Below are 20,876 nucleotides of genomic sequence, written 5' to 3' on the forward strand. Positions count from 1 at the left end.
CCACCGGCTGCCATGGTCGTGCTGCTTGAGCAACTGACAAGCGACTTCCCAGGCGCCCCGGGCCGACAAGGTCCGGGGCGCCTGGCGTTTGCGGACCGTGCCGGTCCGGGGTGCCGCCACCCTTCGGCGAGGAGCCACCGACATGACCGTCACCGCAGCAGACAAGACCGGCGCCCGCACCCCCGAGGCCGCCGACGTGATCACCGGCGCCCGGGAGCGGATCGACGCCCTGGACGACCGGATCATCGGGCTGATCCAGGAACGGATGGCCGTCTCCGCGGTCATCCAGGATGCGCGGATCACCTCCGGCGGCCGCCGCGTGAACCTCTCCCGCGAGATGGAGGTGCTGGACCACTACCGGGAGGCGCTGGGCAAGCCGGGCACGGCGCTGGCGATGACGATGCTGGAGCTGTGCCGCGGGCAGGTGTGAGAGCCGCGGCGCGGCCGGGGGGTCGCATCTGAGTTCGGACTCCTTCTCACCCGTACGGCGCGTGACCGGCACGCGAGCGGCTTCGTTGGTCCCGGTGTCCGCGTCAGCCAGGGGCGGGCCCGAAAGAACCACGCGTGGCTCGCTGGAGCGATGAGGCGTACGGATCGTGCCGTGCGTCGTGGGACCTCGCTCCAGGAAGTGACCGGACGGCAGGGGACAGCAGCCCGGTCACCCATGAGAACGGCCGGCTCCGGGGACGCCCGGGGCCGGCCGACGGAACGGGTAGTGACGCAGGACACATAAGGATTCTGTGAATACGGAGACAACCCTTCACAGGTTCCAGTGATCAAACGGGCATGAAGCTTCGTCGCGCCCTGGCCGCAGCCGCCGCCACGGCAGTGATCTGCCCCGTCGCCCTGCTCGCGGCCCCGGCCGCCTCCGCGAGCGGCGGTCCGTCGCCGTCCCCGTCCGCCTCCTCGGACAGCGCACCGTCCCAGGGCGGGTCGACGAGCGTGACCTCGCCCGCCCCGAGCGACTCGACGAGCCCGTCCTCGAGTTCCTCCGCCTCCCCGACCTCCCCGCTCTCCCCGAGCACGACGGGCGAGGGCACCCCCGCCCCCGACGACACGCAGGCGACCACGTCCGCCCCCGCGAACCCCTCGCCGAGCACCTCCCGGCCGGAGGAGACCGCGAGCCCGGCGCCCGAGCCGTCCGTGTGCGAGGACACCAAGGTCGACGTCGGCATCGAGGGCCTGCCCGGCGAGATCGCGGCGGGCAGCGGCTGGCACGAGTTCTCGCTGAACGTGGCGAACGACTCCGGCTCCACGCTGCAGAACCTCGAGTACCTGGCCGGCGCCTCCGCCGACCGCGACGGCGAGAAGCTGTTCGAGAGCAAGAAGGTCGGTCTCCAGGCCTGGAACCCCGAGGACAGGACCTGGGAGGACCTCGACGAGCTCGGCTACGCGGTGGGCTACATCGGGTACACCGACGAGCTGGCGCCCGACTACGAGGTCGCCGTCCCCATGCGGATCAACGTGCGGGTCGACGCACCCGTCGGCGCCGGATTCACGCTCGGCGCGACGATCTACGGCGACGCGGACGGCGAGTGCACCGGCTTCGGCGACGTCGCCTACAGGTTCAGGATCGTGGCCCCCGGCACGGACACGGACGGCACCCGGCCGCAGGAGGGCGGCAAGGCGCCCGTGACCGTCCGGAAGCCGGCCGCCGGCACCCCGGAGGTCACCGGGAGCCTCGCCGCGACCGGCTCCAGCTCGGCGCTGCCGGTGATCGGCCTCGTCGGCGGGCTCGCCGTGGTGGTCGGCGGCGGTGCGGTGTTCGTGGTCCGGCGGCGCAGGGCCGGCTCGGACACGTGACGCTCACGCTCGCCGGAGCGGCGTGACACAGGCTGGGTGAGGGGGACCCGCGCTCGGAGGGGGGTGCGGGTCCTCTTCGCCTTCTCGTGCCCGGGGAGCGGCTGCTCCGTTGTGGCCGCTACTTCTTCGGCGGCACCGTCGGCATCTCCACGAACGGCAGGCGCAGCGCGCCGAAGGCCCGCTCCGGGACGGCCGGCGACCGGGGCGCGACGGCGGCCACCCGCTCGTACCCGGCGCCCTGCGCGGGGCGCGGGTCGCTCTCGCCCTTGTTGGGCCAGTACGACATCGCCCGCTCGGCCTGCGCCGTGATGGTCAGGGACGGATTGACGCCGAGGTTGGCCGAGACGGCGGCGCCGTCGACGACCGAGATGCCGGGGTGGCCGTAGAGGCGGTGGTAGGGGTCTATGACGCCGGTCTCCCGGGAGGCGCCTATCGGGCAGCCGCCGAGGAAGTGGGCGGTGAGCGGGGTGCCCATCAGCTCGCCGACGTTGGAGCCGGCGAAGCCGTTGATCTCGGCGGCGAGTGCGGAGGCACCGTCGGTGGCGGCCTTGATCTGCTTGGGGTTGGGCGACCCGTGGCCCTGGCGCGCGGTGAGCAGGCCCTTGCCGACGCCGGCCGGTTTGAGGTGCGTGGTCAGGGAGTTGTCCAGGGACTGCATGACCAGGCCGATGATGGTCCGCTCCGACCACTTGCGGTTGGAGAGCGAACGCAGGACCAGCAGCGGGTGCTTGGCCGCGTGGCCGAGGAAGCCCAGGACGCGCGAGGCGCCCGAGGCGGTCTGCCCGGCGTAGGGGACCTGGAGGATGGACAGGCCGCCCATCGAGTTGGAGCCCTTGCCGTAACGGACCGGCTCGATGTGGGTGTTGGCGTCCGGGTGGATGGAGGACGTGATGGCGACGCCGCGCGTGAAGTCGGCCCGGGGCTCCCCGGTGGCGCCGCGGTAGCGCCGGTCGTCGGTCTGGGCGCCGACCAGTGCCTCGGAGTTGGTGCGGGTCAGCTCGCCGAGCACGTCCGACAGGTGGGGGAGCTGGCCGCCCGCCTTCATGCGGTGCAGCAGGGTCTGGGTGCCGTAGGTGCCGGCGGCCAGGACGACGCGGCGGGCGGTGAAGGTGCGGCCCGCCTGCTGTTTCCCGCGCTTCCCGCGCTTCTTGCGGTCGGTGGGGAGCGTGGCGACCGCGAAGCCGCCGCGCGAGTCGTCCGTGACGGAGACGGCCGTGGTCATCGGGTGGACGACGGCTCCGGCCTTCTCGGCGAGGTAGAGGTAGTTCTCGTTGAGGGTGTTCTTCGCACCGTGCCGGCAGCCGGTCATGCACTCGCCGCACTCGTTGCAGGCCTTGCGGTCGGGGCCCGCGCCGCCGAAGTACGGATCGGGCACCTGCTCGCCCGGCCCGGCCTTCGCCGTGCCGTCGGCGTCCTCGCCGTCGCCGAAGAAGACGCCGACCGGGGCCATGTGGAAGGTGTCGCCGCAGCCCATTCGCTCGGCGGCGGCCTTCAGGTGCACGTCGGAGGGGGTCATCGTCGGGTTGAGCCGGACCCCGAGCATGCGCCGGGCCTGGTCGTAGTACGGCGTGAGTTCCTCGTGCCAGTCGGTGATGCCGCGCCACTGGGGGTCGTCGAAGAAGGGCTTCGGCGGCACGTACAGGGTGTTGGCGTAGTTGAGCGAGCCGCCGCCGACCCCGGCGCCTGCCAGGACCATGACATTCCCGAGCAGGTGGATGCGCTGGATGCCGAACATGCCGAGCTTCGGCGCCCAGAGGTAGTTCTTCAGGTCCCAGGAGTTCTTGGGCAGCGACTCCCGGGTGAAACGGCGGCCGGCCTCCAGGACGCCGACGCGGTAGCCCTTCTCGGTGAGGCGGAGGGCGGAGACGGAGCCGCCGAAGCCGGATCCCACGACGAGGACGTCGTAGTCGTATGCATCCTGGGGCACGGGGTCTCCTCTTTGAGTGTCGCGTGCGGGTAGTTGGTGGCTGGTCGCGCCCAGGCGGCGGAGCCGCATATCGATACGGCCCCGCGCGCCCCTGCGTCGGCTACCGGAACCGGAGACTCTTCATGAGCCGGAGACTGCGGCTCATGAACGCCGCGTACTTCTCGTCGTCCATGCCGAGCGAGGGCGCCATCGGCAGCAGGCGCTGGTGGGCGACGGTCTGGGCCTCGGTGTACTTGAGGATGCCCTCGGAGCCGTGCCGGCGGCCGAGGCCGGAGTCCTTCATGCCGCCCATCGGGGACTGCACGCTGCCGTAGGCGGGCGCGTACCCCTCGTTGATGTTGACGGTGCCGGTGCGCAGCCGGGCGGCGACGTCGCGGCCGCGCCGGGCGTCCTTCGTCCAGACCGAGGAGTTCAGGCCGTACGGCGTGGAGTTGGCGTGCTCGACGGCCTCGTCCTCGGTCGTGAAGCGGTAGACGGAGACGACCGGGCCGAAGGTCTCCTCGGCGCACACCGTCATGGGGGCCACGACACCGTCGAGGATGGTCGGCTCGTAGAAGTACGGGCCTATGTCCGGGCGGGCGACACCGCCGGCGACGAGCTTCGCGCCCCGCTCCACGGCGTCCGCCACGTGCGCCGTCACGGTCGCCAGCTGCCGCTCCCCCACCAGCGAGCCCATGTCGGCGCCGTAGGAGAGGGAGGTGCCGAGCCGCATGGCCCTGGTGCGGGCGGCGAAGCGCTCCAGGAAGGCGTCGGCGACGGACGCGTGGACGTAGAGCCGCTCGATGGAGATGCACAGCTGGCCGGCCGAGGAGAAGCAGGCGCGGACGGCGCCCGCCGCGGCCTTCTCGATGTCGGCGTCCTCCAGGACCAGCATGGCGTTCTTGCCGCCGAGTTCCAGGGAGACGCCGACCAGGCGGGCGGCGGCCCCCTGGGCGACCTCGCGGCCGGTGCGGGTGGAACCGGTGAAGGAGACGTAGTCGGCGTGCCTGACGACCTCGGGGCCGACGACCGGGCCGTCGCCGAGCACGACCTGGAAGACCTCGGCGGGCAGCCCGGCCTCGATGAGCAGGTCACGGGCCCACAGGGCGGTCAGGCAGGTCTCGGTGTCGGGCTTCATCACGACGGCGTTGCCCGCGACGAAGGCGGGGAGCGCGTCGCCGACGGACAGCTCCAGCGGGTAGTTCCAGGGGGCGATCTGGCCGACGACGCCGCGCGGGTGGCGCAGCTCGGTGACCTTGGTGAGGGTCGGTACGGCGCCGGTGTGCCGCTTGGGGCGCAGGTACGCCGGGGCCTTGCGGCCGTAGTGCCGGGCGGCGACGGCGACGGCCTGGACCTCCTCGTGGGCGTGCAGGCGGGCCTTGCCGGTCTCCAGCTGGATGAGGTCGAGGACCTCGGCCTGCCGCTCCAGGACCAGGTCGTGGAAGCGCAGCAGGACCGCGGCCCGCTGCCGCACCGGCACCTGCGCCCACACGGCCTGGGCGGCGCGGGCCCGCTCGAAGGCTCCGGCCACGTCCTCGGGCGTCGACTCGGGCAGGTCGGCCAGCTTCTCGCCGGTGAACGGGGTGTGGTTGGCGGTGCGGCCGGACCCGGCCACGCCCTTGGTGAGCTGGGCGACCAGCTCGGGCGTGACCACGTCGGCAGCGGTGCGGGCGCCCTCCGGGGTGGGGGCGAGGGGGTTCGTGCCGGTGAGTTCCGGGGCCTGCGCGTCCGTCATGAGCCGCAGGGTATGACGCCGGGCGTGCTTTGTGTACCCGTCGGTAACGGTGATTCACGGTGATTCACCGAGTGCTCACACACCGCCAGTGATCGCTGGCAACAAACCCGCTGATCAGGGCGTTGTGCGAGCGGGAGCGCTCAGGTGCCGTCGATGTCCAGATTGGCGACGGCCGTACTGGCCACCTCACGCCCCCGTGCGGTGAAGTCGCCCTTGCCCGGGTAGCTGACGGTGAGCTTGTACATGTCGCCCGCGGACGTGCGGTAGTAGAAGATCCGCAGTTCGCGCGGGCGGGGGTTCTGGCTGTCGGTGGTGGTGTAGACGACCGTGTTCTCGGCGGACTTGCCACCCCGGTACTCGGTCTCCCTGGGGGCGGTCTTCGGGTTCTCGGGCATGGCGAGGTCGTACGCCCCGCTCTCCTTGTACTTCCCGTCGTCGTCGTACATCTCGGCCGCGGCGGACCCGGCGATGTTGCCCAGGGTGTCCTCCCGCTTCTTGTCCAGGGTCAGACCGATCCAGACGGCGCCGCTCTCGTCGGTGTAGGTGACCCAGTGCTGGCCGGCCTCCTCGGGAACGGTGCGCTTGTAGTTCTCGGGCACCGCCAGGGTCGCGGCGAGCTGCTTCTCGTGCGGGGTCTTCCAGCCGTCGGGCAGCGGCCCCGCGAAGGGGTCCGCGAGCACCAGGTACGAGGCCACCGCCGCCGCGACGACCACCGAACCGAGGGCGATCCACGCGTTGCGGCCCAGCCGGACGCTCCAGCGGGACGCGGGCGCCGCGCCCGGCCCCTCGGGCCCGTCGAGCCGAACCACCTGCGTGGGCTGCGGCGCGGGCTGCGGCGCGGGCGGGTTCACCGCGGCGTCCAGCAGGGCGCGGACCCGGGCGGCGTCCGGGCGGCGCGCGGGGTCCTTGTCCAGCAGGCCCGTGATCACCTCGGCCAGCGGGCCCTGCGCGGAGGCGGGCGGCGCGGGCGTGGCGTTGAGCACCGACTGGAGCGTGGCCGGGGTGTTGCTGCGGCGGAACGGCGAGACGCCCTCCGTCGCGGCGTACAGCACCACGCCAAGGGACCACAGGTCGCTCGCCGGGCCGGGGCGCTGGCCCAGCACCCGCTCCGGGGCGATGTACTCGGGCGAGCCGACGAAGCCGCCGGTGTCGGTCAGGCTGGTCTCGCCCTCGATCTGGGCGATGCCGAAGTCGGTGAGGACGACCCGGTCGTGCCGGCCGAGCAGGACGTTGTCCGGCTTCACGTCCCGGTGCAGGACACCGGCGGCGTGCGCGGCCTCCAGCGCGCCGAGCACCTCGAGGCCGATCCGGGCGGCCTCGCGGGCGCTCAGGGTGCCCTCCTGGAGGGCGTCGCCGAGCGAGCGTCCGCGCACGAGTTCCATCACGATCCACGGCTGGTCGTCCACGACCGCCACGTCGTGCACGTCGACCACCGCGGGGTGGTCGAGCCGGGCGGCGGCGCGCGCCTCGCGGCGCATCCGCTCGAAGGCGTTGGCACGTTCGCGTCCGGGAAGGTGGTCGGGGACGCGGGGCTCCTTGACGGCGACCTCGCGGTCGACGGTCTCGTCCTTGGCCCGCCAGACGGTGCCCATGCCGCCGTGCCCGAGCTTCGCGATCAGCCGGTAGCGGCCGGCGATCAGCCGCCCGGCACCCGGGTCCGGGACCGCGGCCGCAGGAGTGGACGACGGAGTCGCCGGAGGAGCCGCCGGAGGTGCCGCCGCAGGAGTGGACGGCGGGGTCTGCGACCGCGGCGGCACGACCTGGGTCGGTGTCGCGTACGGATTGCCGGGATGCGGCACCGCGGCCGGCCGGTTCGGCGGTTGCAGGTCAAAACTCGTCGGCTCGTCCGCCCCACTGCGGGGCCCCCCGTTGCTGCTCATGCGTCCATCCATATCGCGCCGGACGCGCCCCTTTCCAGCGCGGTTGCCCGGTGGTCACAGACCCGTGACGCACGATGCCGCTTATCTCCCGTTTAGGTGCTGTTGCCGGAACCGGACGCGGCCGGAGGCCCGGGATTCGCCGTCGTCGGTGTCGACGTCGGCGGTGTCGATGTCGGCGTGGCGGGCACCGAACTGGTCGGCGTACCGCCCCCGTCGTCGCCTCCGTCGGCGAACAGCGCGGCCGCGGACACGCCCGCGCCCGCCGCCGCGACGACCAGCAGCACCGCCAGGAGCACGCTCCGCTTCACGCTCCGCCGCGCACGCAGGGGCCGGGCGGCGGTGGCCTCCTCCGGTGTCGCGGGCGTTCGGCCCGTGCTCAGGAAGGCGCGCAGCATCCGCTGGGCCGACGCCGCGTCCAGCCGCCGTCGCGGATCGCGCTCCAGCAGGCCCCGTACGACCGGGAGGAGCGGCCCGGCCTGCGCCGGTGGGCGGATCTCCTCGGTGACCACGGCGTGCAGGACACCGCCCAGCGAGTCGCGGTGGAAGGGGGACGCGCCGCTGAGGACCGCGCACAGCAGCACGCCCAGCGACCACAGGTCGGACTCGGGACCCGTCCCGGCCCCGGACATCCGCTCCGGCGCGGTGTACTCGGGGGAACCGACGAAGGAACCGCTCTCGGTGAGCGTGGTGGCGCCCGCGACCTGGGCCACCCCGAAGTCGGTGAGGACGACCCGGCCGTCGTCGGCGACCAGCACGTTCGACGGTTTCACGTCCCGGTGCAGGATCCCGGACGCGTGGGCCGTGTCCAGGGCGTCGAGCAGGGCGACGCCGATGCGGGCCGCCTCGACGGCGTCGACCGGACCGCGCGTGAGGACGCGGTCGGCGAGCGAGCCGCCGTCGACCAGTTCCATGACCATGTACGCGCGTCCGTCGTCCTCGACCACGTCGTGCACGACGATGACGTGCGGATGCCGCAACTGTGCGACGGCGCGGGCCTCGCGCAGGGTGCGCTCACGGCGCCGTCGGGCCTCCGCCGCGGAGAGGCTCTCGTCGAGGGGGAGGGCCTTCACGGCCACTTCGCGGGCGAGCAGTTGGTCGGTGGCCCGCCACACGATGCCCATGCCGCCGCGGCCGAGCCGCTCATGGAGCCGGTAACGGCCCGCGATGACACGCCCGCCCGCCCCCTCGGTCACCATGCGCCCCATCATGCCCCACCGGACGCACCGGCTCCGGGCCGCTGTCACACGGGTGGCCGACAACCGACGGGCGTGCGGACGGTCCCACGACGGGGGCGTGGTTCAGCCGGTCTTCTCCTGCCAGCCCTGCAGCACCGCCTTGAACCGCCGTTGCGTGGTCGGCCAGTCGCCCGCCGGTCCCGTCATGTTGAGGGCGTACTCGACGCCGTCGCGGGACATGTGCATCTGCGACACGGCGCGGCGCGGGCCGGGGAACTCGGTGTCCTTCGCCAGCGCGGTCCAGGTGTACTCCCAACGGGCGCTGTCGCGGTCGCGGTAGCCGGCGCGTTCGAGCTTGACGCGCCGGTAGTCGACGAGCCGCTGGAGCAGTTGGGCGTCCAGGTCCTGCTGGTGCGCGTACGGGTCGTTGTAGTCGGGAGCGGTGTCGACGGATATGCGCAGGACGTGGTTGCCGCCGTCGGGGGTGTAGTCGATCTGCCGGAGTTCGCCGCTGTCGCCGTCGAAGTCCCTCCGCTGCCAGTTCTCGGGCAGGTAGAGGCTGAAACCCAGCGGGTCGTCGCGGCGTGTCCAGTCGGCCGGGACGGAACCACCGGGGCCCTTGCCGGTCGTGGCGGAGGCAGAGGGGGAGGGAGCGGCCGAACCGGTAGCACCCTGGGTGGGGTCGGCGCCGGCCGACGAGCCGCCCTCGTCGCGCTGGTGCAGCACCACGGCGGTACCCGCGCCGATCAGCGCGGCGACGGCGACGACCAGGGCGAGCGTGCGCATACGGACCCGCCGTGCCCGTCCGGGGGCGGCGCCGCCCACCGCCGGGGCCGGCGCGTAGCCCGGCGCGGTGTACCCACCCTCGGTGTGTCCGCCCTGGGTGTACCCACCCCGGGTGTGTCCGGTCGGCGCGGGGCCGGCCGCCGTGGGACCGGTCGTCGGCGGGTACGGCGTGGCGCCGCTCCCGCCGGCCTGCGGGTACGGCGTGGCGCCGGTCCCGCCGGCCGGCATCCCCTGGACGGCCGTGTCGCCCGCGCGCGGCGGCCCCTCGTACCGGGTGGTCGGCACATAGGCCTGGGCCGCGTCCGGGCGCCGGCCCTCGGCCGCCTGGGCGAGCAGGTGCTCGGCCTCGGTCGCGTCGGGCCGCTCGGCCGGGTCCTTGCGCAGCAGGGCGCTGATGACCGGCGCGAGCGCACCGGCGTACCGGGGCTCGGTGGCCTCCTCCTCGACGACCGCCTGCATGGTGGTCAGCGGTGAGGTGCGGCGGAACGGCGACCTGCCCTCCACCGCCGTGTACAGCGTCGCGCCGAGCGCCCACAGGTCGGAGGACGGGCCGGGATCGTGGCCGCGGACGCGCTCGGGCGCCAGGTAGTCGACGGAGCCGACGACCTCGCCGGTCCGGGTGATGGTGGAGTCGCCCTCGATCTGCGCGATGCCGAAGTCGGTGAGCAGCACCCGGCCGTCGTCGGCGAGCAGCACGTTGCCCGGCTTGACGTCGCGGTGCAGGACTCCCGCGGTGTGCGCGGCGCGCAGGGCGCGCAGCACCCACAGACCGACGCGGGCCGCCTCCCTCGGGTCGACCCGCACCTCCTCCTTGACGGCGTCGGCCAGCGAGCGGCCCTCGACCAACTCCATCACGATCCACGGCCGGCCGTCGTGTTCGAGTACGTCGTGCACGGTGACGACGGCCGAGTGGTTGATCCGTGCCGCCGCGCGCGCCTCGCCCCGGGTGCGTGCCAGGAGGATGGCCTGGTCGCTCTCGGAGACGTAGAGCGCGGCGGTCAACTCCTTGATGGCGACGGTCCGGTGCAGCACCTCGTCGTGTGCGCGCCACACCCGGCCCATGCCGCCGCTGCCGATGGCTTCCCCGAGCCGGTAGCGTCCCGCGACGAGCCGGCCCTGCATCTGATTCACGTTGCCCCGCAATGGTCTTGTCAGGGTCAGACTAGGGACCGGCCCCCGCCCGGGGAACGGGTGGGGTGGCATGGAAACCGCTCTGTGACGGTTGTCGCTTTCCGTGACGGGAGGCAACCATCGGGCCGAACTGCGTTCAGCGCGTGTACTGGTAGGTGGCCGAGGCCTGTTCGAACAGCCGGGTCACCTCGTCGCGTTCCCCCTCCGGACCGCGGACCTGCACCACGTGGTAGCGGCCGTCGATGAGGACGGCGACGTTGCGCACGTACAGCTCGCCGCCGGCTCCGGTCCAGGTGAACTGCCCCTCCGCCATGGTCCGTCCGCCGACCTCGATGGTCTTCAGGCCGCTGGAGGTGGCCCAGCTGGAGGCGCGGTACGAGGCCAACTCGGGTTCGCTGTCGCGCTGGTAGGCCATCGGGTCGTCGCCGAACTCCGAGGCGCGGTCGCGGCCCGGCACGACGATCAGCTCGAAGTCGCCCTTGCCGTAGACGACCTGACCGCTGCCGTTGCGGGGCGTGCGGTTCCAGCCCTCGGCGACGGCGACGCGGAAGCCCTCGGCGTCCTTGCGCAGGGTGAATCCGTCGGCCACGTTGGACTGGGGCTCGGTGGAGCCGCCCGCCGTCCGCGAGGCGCCGGGGTCGGGCGCCGGGGAGCTCCGGTCCGGCCGGGACTCGCCGCCGGCGTCCGGTGACTTCGCGGGCGGTGCCTGGCTCGCCTCGCCGGCGGCGCCGGTGCGGTCGGGGGCCCCGGCCCCGTTCGTGTCGTTCTTCGGCATGAAGAACATGGCGTAGGCGACCGCTCCGGCCATCGCGAGCAGTATCAGCAGGAGCAGGGTCCGGCCGAGGCTGCGTGGCGAGCGGTCGGTCTCCCCCCTGCCCCGCTTGTGCCGTCCGTGGTGCGCGGGCAGTCCGGCGCGCCGCCTGCGCACCAGCTCGCCGCGGCGGCGCACGATGGGCAGCCGGCCGGTCTCGACGGGGGGCGCCGAGATGACGTGCAGACCGGCCTCCGGCTCGGGCGCGGACCGGACGAGGGAGCGCAGCCAGCCGCTCAGTTCCTCGAAGTCGATGCGCTCGGTGGGGTCCTGACGCAGCAGCGACTCCACGACCGGCCGGAGCGGCCCGCACTCCTCGGCGAAGGCGGGCGGCTCCGCGCACACGATCTGCACCAGCTCGGCGGTCGACTCCTCCGGGTAGGGCGCGTGCCCCTGCACGGCACGGAAGAGCAGCGCGCCGAGGGCCCACAGGTCGGTGGCGGGACCGATGGGCGCGGCCAACTGCCAGTTCTCGTGCACGGGCCCGGCCTGTTCCGGCGCCCAGCGCTCGGTCACGGGACCGACCACGGCCATCCGTGTCTGCCGGGCCCGCTCGGCGGCGAGCGCGGTGGCCGGATTCCGCTGCCCGGGCGCACGCCCGGCCAGGTCGTCCCAGCCCGCGGCGGGCCGGGGCCCGCCCTCGCGCTCCGGGTCGGCCGCCCTTGGGGGCGCTGCCCGCCACGGCCCGGCGGCGGCCTCGGAAGCGGTCTCCCGCGACCGTGCGGCGGGCCCGGCGGTGGTCTCCCGCCACGGAACTGCGGACCCCGCGGTGTCCTCCGGCCGGGCACCGGGCAGGGCCCGTCCGGCCGCCGGGCCGGAGCCGGCGGCCGGTTCACCGGCCGGGCGGGGGGCGGGGAACGCCGGGTCGCCCGTGGGACGTGCGGCGGAGGAGGCCGGATCACCGGGGGTACGGGGCGTGGCGCCGTGCCAGGCAGTGGTGCCTACACCGTAGGGGTCCGTGATCTGCCCCGGCGGCACGGCGGCACCGGACGTGGCGGGGTCGCCGACGCTCTCCTCGTCCCACGGTGCGCCGGACGCGGCGTCGGGCCCTATGGCATACGGAGCCTGGCCGGAACCGGCGGCGAAGGCGGCCCGGCCGCTTCCCTGGCCGGGCCGGGCGCCCGGCGCGCCGCCGCCCGCCTCGACGCCGTGTCCGGGCCATGCCCCGCCGGGCGCGCTGCCGTGCGGCGGCCGGCCGGCGCCGTCGTCGTCGTACGAGGAGCCGGGACCCGTGGCGAGGCCCGGGCGTCCGCCGCTCGTGCCGGAGCCACCGGCCTGCGTGGCGCCGTCGGGGGCGGGCCGGACGCCCGGCAGGGCCGCGCGGCCGTTCTGGGCCTCCTGGATGCGGGCCGCGGCCCTGGCTCCGGCACGGTAGGCGGCGATCGCGCCGGCCCGGGCGGCGCGGGCGTCCGCGGCGGCGTCGAGCGAGGCGGGTGCGAGGCCTGCGGGGGCGGTGCCGGGCGCCGGGGTCCCGGGCACCGGGAGCCCGCCGACGCCCCGCGCCTCGATGGCCGCCCGCCGGGCGGCCTCGGGGTCGGCGTCCCCCGGACCGAAGACCCCGGCGCGGGGAACGCCGCCGCCCGCACCGGAGACTGCGTCGCGCTCGGGCGCACCGTCCGGTTCGCCGTCGGGCGGCGGGGGCACCGGGTCGTACCCGCACAGCGCCTCCTCCGCCGCCCCGACCGCCAGGCCGGTCAGCATGACCCGTCCGTCGTCGCAGACGAGCACGGTGCGCGCGGTGATGTTGCGGTGCACCCAGCCGTACGAGTGCAGCACCCGCAGTGCCAGGAGGACGTCGGAGGCCACCTCGGCCGCCCGGTACGGCGTCAGGGTCTGTTCGGTGAGCAGCGCGGCCAGCGGCCTCGCGGCCACCAGCTCGCTGGCGATCCACAGCGAGCCGCCCTCGGCGAAGACGTCGAAGACCTGGTCCAGGCGCGGATGGTCGGGCACCGCCGCCGCGGCCTGCGCTGCCTCGACGGCACGCCGCACCACCGGGTCGGCCGGACTCCTGGGCCCGCCCGAGGCCGTGGGCCGCCTGCCGGAGTGCCGGACACCGCCGTCCCGGGCGGTGAAGCCGTCGGGCAGGCCGTCCGCGTCGAGCACCTCGGCCTCGACGACCTCCGGCAACGGCACCTGCCGGACCAGGACTTCCTGGCCGCTGTAGGTGTCGAAGGCGCGGGTCTCGGTGAGTTCGTACTCGTCGGACGGCGGCAGGGGCAGGCGGTAGCGGTCGGCGAGTACCCGTCCCGCGTAGTCGTCCACGTCGCCACCCCCGGCAGCCGTCGGTCAATTCCGTTCGCCCGGCGGGCCGTTCCGGCTGCGTACGGTCCGCAACCACTCACGATACGTGCCGGAGGCAACCCGCAATGAGCTGATGCCAGATATCGGGCGGCTCAAACCCGGGTCCCGTCGCCCCGGGGCCCGGGTCCCGTCGCCCCGGGGCCCGGGTCCCTGCGCTCAGGACTTGGGTTCGAAGGTCTTCGACAGGGTCCGCCAGGTGTCCCGGCGCAGATCGTCGCCCCAGTCGGCGGCCTTCGCGGTGTACATGAGCGCGTAGCCCTGGTGGTCGTTGACGACGAACCCGCGGTCGACGGTGCGGTACTTGGTGCCGCCGTCGGTGTAGGTGAACTCCCAGTCGGCCGCGTTCCAGTCCCGGTAGCCCACCTTCTCTATGCGGACCTTCTGGTAGTTCGAGCGGACCATGTACTGCTCCTGGCTCTTCCAGTCCGCGACGGGGTCGCCCTTGGGCGTGGAGGTCCAGGCGACCAGCAGCTTCTGCCCGCGGGGCCCGGTGAACCGGTCGCCCGAGGAGCCCGTGGAGGCGAACTTCCAGCCCTCGGGCAGTCCGATGCGGTAGCCCTGGCCGCCCTGGTGGGTGGTGGCCACGTCCTCGTCGTCGTCGGACTTCCCGGCGTCGTCCGACTCGCCGCCGGTCTCGCCGGACGCGCCCGCCGCGGTGTCCGGGGCGCCGGTCTGGTCCCCGTTCGCCGCGGGGTCGGAGGCGGAGCCGTCGGTCCCCGTGCCGCTCTGCTCGTCCTGCTTGGTGTCGCCGCTCGCGCCGGCGGAGGCGACCGCCTTGCCGCCGTTGCCGCCCTCGGCGCCCTTGTCGTCGTCGCCACCGCCGAGCGTGAGCGCCAGCACGGTGCCGAGCACGGCCAGCGCCACGACCACCGCGATGATGATCAGCGTCCGGCGCGGCACCACGTCGGTGAGCGGGGCCCGGGGCACGGGCCGGGCGGGCAGGTCGGGCGGCGGTACGACGGGCCAGCCGGAGCTCCGCGCTCCCCCGGCCGCGTTCGCCGCACCGGCCCCCGGGCCGACAGCACCGGGACGCGTGCCCGCACTCGCGCCGGGTCCCGAGGCCGATCCCGCCCTCGGCGCCGGCGGGGCGGCTGCCGTCCCGGCGGGTCCGTGGGCGGTGGCCCCTTGGGCCGTGGATCCGTGGCGGACCGTGGATCCCTGGGCCGTGGACCCGTGCACGGTGGAACCGTGGGCGGTGGGCGTCCCCGCGGCTCCCGCCGCACTCCGGCCGCCGTCGCCGGGCTTGGCCCGCGAGGCGGCCGCGGCGCCCGCCGCACCCGCCCCGACCGCGGCCTTGCGCACGGAACGCAGCGCTCCGCGGAGCTTCTCCCCGGCCTCCTCGCCCAGCTTGCCGCCGGAGCCCTGGGAACCGCCGCCGCGGCGCCTTCGCCCGTCCGGCTGCGGGGGCAGCGGCACGACCTTGGTGGCGTCGACCGGCTCGGTCCCGGCCGTCTGCTCGGGCGCGTGGATGACCTTGTTCAGCATCGCGCGGGCGCCCGCGTCGTCGAGCCGCTGGTCGGGGTCCTTGGTGAGCAGCCCGTAGATGACGTCCCGCAGCGGGCCGGCGTTCTTCGGCTCCTCCAGGTTCTCCGTCATCACCGCGGTGAGCGTCGCGATCGCCGAGCCCCGGTCGTAGGGCGGGGTGCCCTCGACGGCGGCGTACAGCAGCCCGCCCAGCGACCAGAGGTCGGCGGCCGGGCCGGGCTTGTGGCCGCGGGCGCGCTCGGGCGAGATGTAGGAGGGGGCACCGACCAGCATGCCGGTGGAGGTGATGGAGGGGTCGCCCTCGACCTGGGCGATGCCGAAGTCGGTGAGCACGACCCGGCCGTCCTCGGCGATCAGTACGTTCGACGGCTTCACGTCGCGGTGCAGGATGCCCTCGCGGTGCGCGGAGCGCAGCACGTCCAGGACCGCGAGGCCGACCTCGGCGGCGCGCCTGGGCTCCAGCAGTCCGTCCTCACGGATGGCCTCGGCGAGCGACTTGCCCTCGACGAGTTCCATCACGATCCACGGCCGGTCGTCCTCCTCGACCACGTCGTAGACCGTGACGGCGCTGTTGTTGCGGATCCGCGCGATCGCCTTGGCCTCGCGCAGCGTGCGCGTGATCAGGCGCCGCTTCTCCTCCTCGTCGATGTTCCCCGGGAACCGCAGCTCCTTGACGGCGACCGTGCGTCCGAGGGTCTCGTCCTCGGCGCGCCACACCGTCCCCATGCCGCCGCGGCCGAGCACGTCTCCCAGCCGGTACCGCCCGGCGAGGAGACGTGCGCTCTTGTCCGTACGGGATGTCCCCGCCCGCTCCGCCTCCGACATGCGTCCCCTCATGCAACCCGCCCTGACAGAGCCTTCATTGTCCCTCACCCGACAAGTGCTCTACGCCCAGGGTGCCCGCAGGGTTCCCGCCCCGCCCTCCTCACCGCGCCGCGATGTCCGGCGCCCCCAGCCGGGCCGCGTCGGCCGTCAGGTCGTCGGGCTGGCGCTGGGACTCCCGCTCGGCCTCGACCCGCTTCTCGTAGTGCTCGATCTCCCGCTCGACCTGGCCCTTGTCCCAGCCGAGGACCGGTGCCATCAGCTCGGCGGCCTCGCGGGCGCAGCGCGTGCCCCGGTCGAAGGTCTCGATGGAGATACGGGTGCGCCGGGTCAGTACGTCGTCCAGGTGCCGGGCGCCCTCGTGCGAGGCGGCGTAGACGACTTCGGCGCGCAGGTAGTCGTCGGCGCCGGTGAGCGGCTCGCCCAGGGAGGGGTCGGCGGCGACGAGTTCGAGCAGTTCCTCCGTCAGCGAGCCGTAGCGGTTGAGCAGATGCTCGACGCGTACGACGTGCAGTCCGGTGCGGGCGGCGATCCGGGCCCGGGCGTTCCACTGCGCGTGGTAGCCCTCGGCGCCGAGCAGCGGCGTCTCCTCGGTGACGCAGTCGGCGACCCGCAGGTCGAGCCCGTGCACGGCCTCGTCGACGGCGTCCTTGGCCATCACCCGGTACGTCGTGTACTTCCCGCCGGCCACGACGACCAGGCCGGGCACCGGGTGGGCGACGGTGTGCTCGCGCGACAGCTTGCTGGTGGCGTCCGACTCGCCGGCCAGCAGCGGGCGCAGTCCGGCGTACACGCCCTCGACGTCGTCGCGCGTGAGGGGCACCGACAGCACCGAGTTGACGTGTTCCAGCAGGTAGTCGATGTCGGCGCTGGACGCGGCCGGGTGGGCCTTGTCCAGGTCCCAGTCGGTGTCCGTGGTGCCGATGATCCAGTGCCGGCCCCAGGGGATGACGAACAGCACGGATTTCTCGGTGCGCAGGATCAGCCCGGTGCTGGAGTGGATGCGGTCCTTGGGCACGACCAGGTGGATGCCCTTGGAGGCCCGGACGTGGAACTGGCCGCGCTCGCCGACCATCGCCTGGGTGTCGTCGGTCCACACCCCGGTCGCGTTCACCACCTGCTTGGCGCGGACCTCGTACTCGCCGCCCGCCTCGACGTCCTGCACCCGGGCGCCGACCACCCGTTCGCCCTCGCGCAGGAAGGAGGTGACCCGGGCGCGGTTGGCGACCTTGGCGCCGTACGCCGCCGCGGTGCGCACCAGCGTGGCTACGAAGCGGGCGTCGTCCATCTGGGCGTCGTAGTACTGCAACGCGCCGACCAGCGCGTCCTTCTTCAGCGCGGGCGCCACGCGCAGGGCGTGACGGCGGCTCAGGTGCCGGTGCAGCGGCAGGCCCCGCCCGTGCCCGCGGGCCATGGACATGGCGTCGTAGAGCGCGACGCCCGATCCGGCATACAGCCGCTCCCAGCCCTTGTGCTGGAGCGGGTACAGGAACGGCACCGGCTTCACCAGGTGCGGCGCCAGCCGTTCCAGCAGCAGTCCGCGCTCCTTCAGCGCCTCCCGCACGAGCACGAAGTCGAGCATCTCCAGATAGCGCAGGCCGCCGTGGATCAGCTTGCTGGACCTGCTGGAGGTGCCCGAGGCCCAGTCCCGCGCCTCGACCAGGCCGACGGACAGGCCGCGCGTCACGGCGTCGAGGGCGGTGCCCGCACCGACCACGCCGGCGCCCACCACCAGTACGTCGAGTTCGCGCTCGGCCATGGCCGCGAGTGACTCGGCGCGCTGCGCCGGCCCAAGGGTCGCTGTCCTCACTGCTGCCTCCCGCTGTCGGTCGCGTCGGCCGCACCCGTCGGGCGAGCCCGGTTCCTGGTACCCACCATGCCCAGATTCTGACCGGCCTGCCCGACTTCGGCAGCCGCAGGCCCCAACCTGTGGACAACTTCCCCACCGGCCCGTACCGGCAGGCAGCGCGCCGTCGACACTCGCCGAAACTCCGCAGATCAATACCGCAAATCGGTCATATTTACTCCTAGTCTGACGTTGTGCTCGCCCGTCCTGTCCACCGGGCTTGCGCACCTGTCCCGCTTCGGCTACTGGGAAGGACGGCCCACGCCATGCCCGCAGATCTCGCCGTCATCGGACTCGGCCCGTACGGCCTGCCGCTGGCCCAGGCCGCCGTCGCCGCCGGCATCCCCACCCTCGGCTACCGCACCGGCCCCGAGGCCGACCCGCTCACCCCCGCCGAGGTGCGCCGGATGCTCGCCACGGGCTTCCGCACCCCGACCGGACCGGCCGGACCGGCCGAGCTGGGCCGGGTCCGCACCGCCGTCATCTGCGCGCCCACCCCGCCGGGCGCGGACGGCGGCCTGGACCTCACCCAGGTGGAGGCCGCGGCCCGCACCCTCGCCGCCCACATGCGCCCGCACACCACCGTCATCCTGGAGTCGCCGGTGCGGCCCGGGACGACGGAGGACTTCCTGCGCCCGCTCCTGGAGCAGGGCTCGGGGCTGCGCGCCGGCCGCGACTTCCACCTCGCCTACTCCCCCAGCCGCGTCGACCCCGGCAACCGCGACTTCACCCCGGCCAACACCCCCAAGGTCATCGGCGGCCTCACCCCCGCCTGCACCGAGTCGGCCGCCGCGTTCTACAGCCGCCTCACCGACAAGGTGGTCCGCGCGCGGGGCCCGCGGGAGGCGGAGACGGTGCAGCTCCTGGAGACCAACTTCCGGCACGTGAACATCGCCCTGGTCAACGAGATGGCCGTGCTCTGCGACGACCTCGGCGTCGACCTGTGGGACGTCCTGCGCTGCGCGGAGACCAAGCCCTTCGGCTTCCACGCCTTCCGCCCCGGCCCCGGCGTCGGCGGCCACTCCGTCGCCCAGGACCTCACCGGCCGGGCCCCGCACAGCCTGCGCATGGTCGAGCTGGCCCAGCAGGTCAACGCCCAGATGCCCCGTTACGTCGTCCAGCGCGCCGCCGCCCTGCTCAACGAGCACGGCAAGTCCGCACGCGGCGCCCGCATCCTCCTGCTCGGCGTCACCTACAAGGCCGACCTGGCCGACCAGCAGGCCACCCCGGCCGAGGAGATCGCGACCCGCCTGATGTCCATGGGCGCCGCCGTGAGCTACCACGACCCGCACATCCCGTCCTGGAACGTCGCCGACCGCCCCGTCCCCCGCGCCGACTCCCTCTACGAGGCCGCCGCCGACGCCGACCTCACGATCCTCCTCCAGCAGCACCGCACGTACGACCTCCAGGGCCTGTCGGTCAAGGCCCAGCTGCTCCTGGACACGCGAGGCGCCACACCGACGGGGGCGGCGCACCGGTTGTGAGACGGGGGCGCACGGGGGTGACCGCGCCACGGAGCTGGTGGTGAGAGGGAGGCTGCGCCGGTACGGTGGGGGAGCAGGTGGAGCCCACCGCAGTGGGCCTGCGGCAGGCTCCAGAGAAGTGAACGGAGTGTCCACCCCTACTTCTCTTAGGGGTGGCCGCTCACTTCCCGTGAATCCGCAGGATCCACCTCCTCCGGAACTTCACCATCCGCAGACGGATCCGGTCCCAGCGGGTGGGCTTGCGGTGACGGCCCATGGCGCGCCCCCTTCCACGATGCCGCCCATATCCCGGTGAGGCGGTCCGTCTGGAATTCGGGCCGGGCCCCGAGGAGCGGGGTCCGGAACGGTTCCTTGGAAGGGGGCGCCCCAGAGAACTGGGTCGCCGAGCAGGGACATTACCGATCCGGCACGGCCCTCCCCGGCGTATTCGCCCCGAACACCACCGCACGCCCCCGCGCCGCGTCTCGCGCCCCCTCAAGAGCCCCCGAGCACGCGAAAGGGGCCGGTCACCCACCAGGTGACCGGCCCCTTCACATGCCGTAGCGCGGCTACCGCCGGTGCTGCGAGTCCGCGACCGTGACCTCGACGCGCTGGAACTCCTTCAGCTCGCTGTAGCCGGTGGTGGCCATGGCGCGGCGCAGGGCGCCGAAGAAGTTCATCGAGCCGTCGGGGTTGCGCGACGGGCCGGTGAGGATCTCCTCGATGGTGCCGACCGTGCCGAGGTCGACCTTCTTGCCGCGCGGCAGCTCCTCGTTCACGGCCTCCATGCCCCAGTGGTTGCCCCTGCCCGGCGCGTCGGTCGCACGGGCCAGCGGGGAGCCCATCATCACGGAGTCGGCGCCGCAGGCGATGGCCTTGGGCAGGTCGCCGGACCAGCCGACACCGCCGTCGGCGATGACGTGGACGTACCGGCCGCCGGACTCGTCCATGTAGTCCCGGCGGGCCGCCGCCACGTCGGCGACCGCGGTGGCCATGGGCACCTGGATGCCCAGCACGTTGCGCGTGGTGTGGGCGGCGCCGCCGCCGAAGCCGACGAGGACGCCCGCGGCGCCGGTGCGCATCAGGTGCAGGGCGGCGGTGTAGGTGGCGCAGCCGCCGACGATCACCGGGACGTCGAGCTCGTAGATGAACTGCTTCAGGTTCAGCGGCTCGTGCGAGCCGGAGACGTGCTCCGCGGAGACGGTGGTGCCCCGGATGACGAAGATGTCGACGCCCGCGTCCACGACGGCCTTGGAGAACTGGGCGGTGCGCTGCGGGGAGAGCGCGGCGGCGGTGACCACGCCCGAGTCGCGCACCTCCTTGATGCGCTGCCCGATCAGCTCCTCCTTGATGGGAGCCGCGTAGATCTCCTGGAGGCGGCGGGTCGCGTTGTCGGTGTCCAGCTCGGCGATCTCGTCGAGCAGCGGCTGCGGGTCCTCGTGCCGGGTCCAGAGCCCTTCCAGGTTGAGGACGCCGAGGCCGCCCAGCTCGCCGATGCGGATGGCGGTGGCCGGGGAGACGACCGAGTCCATGGGAGCGGCCAGGAACGGCAGCTCGAAGCGGTAGGCGTCGATCTGCCAGGCGATCGAGACCTCCTTCGGGTCCCGCGTACGGCGGCTGGGGACGACGGCGATGTCGTCGAAGGCGTACGCCCGGCGGCCGCGCTTGCCGCGCCCGATCTCGATCTCAGTCACGTCTGTGGCCTTTCCCTGATGCGTTGCAGCGCCTTCCA

General features: G+C 73.8%; 13 protein-coding genes. 3 read left to right on the forward strand and 10 right to left on the reverse strand.

The window, feature by feature from the left end; genetic code table 11:
• The first annotated feature begins 142 nt into the window (after nt 1–142).
• Nucleotides 143–430 carry a chorismate mutase gene (locus tag R2E43_RS14610; protein WP_016327073.1) on the forward strand — a complete coding sequence of 96 codons (288 nt, stop codon included), beginning with the start codon at nt 143–145 and terminating at the stop codon, nt 428–430.
• A 346-nt stretch (nt 431–776) separates the two neighbouring features.
• Here the strand turns inward: R2E43_RS14610 and R2E43_RS14615 are convergent, their stop codons facing one another.
• Nucleotides 777–1,157, reverse strand: coding sequence for a hypothetical protein (locus R2E43_RS14615; RefSeq protein WP_234328657.1), 381 nt, complete (start codon nt 1,155–1,157; stop codon nt 777–779).
• Between R2E43_RS14615 and R2E43_RS14620 the strand changes: the two genes are divergently transcribed.
• A complete protein-coding gene (locus tag R2E43_RS14620; protein WP_136209040.1) occupies nt 1,144–1,803 on the forward strand; it encodes an LAETG motif-containing sortase-dependent surface protein in 660 nt (219 codons plus the stop codon). The genes R2E43_RS14615 and R2E43_RS14620 overlap by 14 nt on opposite strands.
• 118 nt (nt 1,804–1,921) lie before the next feature.
• Here the strand turns inward: R2E43_RS14620 and R2E43_RS14625 are convergent, their stop codons facing one another.
• The 8 genes from R2E43_RS14625 to R2E43_RS14660 form a co-directional block, all read right to left on the reverse strand.
• Complete coding sequence (locus tag R2E43_RS14625; RefSeq protein ID WP_189284358.1) at nt 1,922–3,730, reverse strand: GMC oxidoreductase; 1,809 nt, start codon at nt 3,728–3,730, stop codon at nt 1,922–1,924.
• A 100-nt stretch (nt 3,731–3,830) separates the two neighbouring features.
• Nucleotides 3,831–5,444, reverse strand: a complete 1,614-nt coding sequence (locus R2E43_RS14630; RefSeq protein WP_011029859.1) for a succinic semialdehyde dehydrogenase — start codon at nt 5,442–5,444, stop codon at nt 3,831–3,833.
• A gap of 140 nt (nt 5,445–5,584) precedes the next feature.
• A complete protein-coding gene (locus R2E43_RS14635) occupies nt 5,585–7,324 on the reverse strand; it encodes a serine/threonine-protein kinase (RefSeq protein ID WP_332056268.1) in 1,740 nt (579 codons plus the stop codon).
• Nucleotides 7,325–7,416: 92 nt separating this feature from the next.
• Nucleotides 7,417–8,529, reverse strand: a complete 1,113-nt coding sequence (locus tag R2E43_RS14640; protein ID WP_332057119.1) for a serine/threonine-protein kinase — start codon at nt 8,527–8,529, stop codon at nt 7,417–7,419.
• A gap of 93 nt (nt 8,530–8,622) precedes the next feature.
• Nucleotides 8,623–10,407: a serine/threonine-protein kinase gene (locus tag R2E43_RS14645; RefSeq protein ID WP_332056269.1), complete on the reverse strand. Its 1,785-nt coding sequence runs from the start codon at nt 10,405–10,407 to the stop codon at nt 8,623–8,625.
• A gap of 145 nt (nt 10,408–10,552) precedes the next feature.
• On the reverse strand, nt 10,553–13,489 hold the full coding sequence (locus tag R2E43_RS14650; protein WP_332056270.1) for a protein kinase: 2,937 nt from the start codon (nt 13,487–13,489) through the stop codon (nt 10,553–10,555).
• Nucleotides 13,490–13,684: 195 nt separating this feature from the next.
• Nucleotides 13,685–15,838, reverse strand: a complete 2,154-nt coding sequence (locus R2E43_RS14655) for a serine/threonine-protein kinase (protein WP_030867585.1) — start codon at nt 15,836–15,838, stop codon at nt 13,685–13,687.
• A gap of 100 nt (nt 15,839–15,938) precedes the next feature.
• Nucleotides 15,939–17,645 (reverse strand): glycerol-3-phosphate dehydrogenase/oxidase, encoded by a 1,707-nt coding sequence (locus R2E43_RS14660; RefSeq protein WP_003974200.1) that lies wholly within the window; start codon nt 17,643–17,645, stop codon nt 15,939–15,941.
• 302 nt (nt 17,646–17,947) lie between these two features.
• On the opposite strand from R2E43_RS14660, the gene R2E43_RS14665 reads away from it, so the two are divergent.
• On the forward strand, nt 17,948–19,165 hold the full coding sequence (locus tag R2E43_RS14665) for a nucleotide sugar dehydrogenase (protein WP_003974201.1): 1,218 nt from the start codon (nt 17,948–17,950) through the stop codon (nt 19,163–19,165).
• A 548-nt stretch (nt 19,166–19,713) separates the two neighbouring features.
• Here R2E43_RS14665 and R2E43_RS14670 read toward each other — a convergent pair.
• A complete protein-coding gene (locus R2E43_RS14670; RefSeq protein WP_003974202.1) occupies nt 19,714–20,838 on the reverse strand; it encodes a GuaB3 family IMP dehydrogenase-related protein in 1,125 nt (374 codons plus the stop codon).
• Between the last annotated feature and the right edge of the window lie 38 nt (nt 20,839–20,876).

Source organism: Streptomyces violaceoruber, from assembly GCF_033406955.1.
Taxonomy (GTDB): Bacteria; Actinomycetota; Actinomycetes; order Streptomycetales; family Streptomycetaceae; genus Streptomyces; species Streptomyces violaceoruber.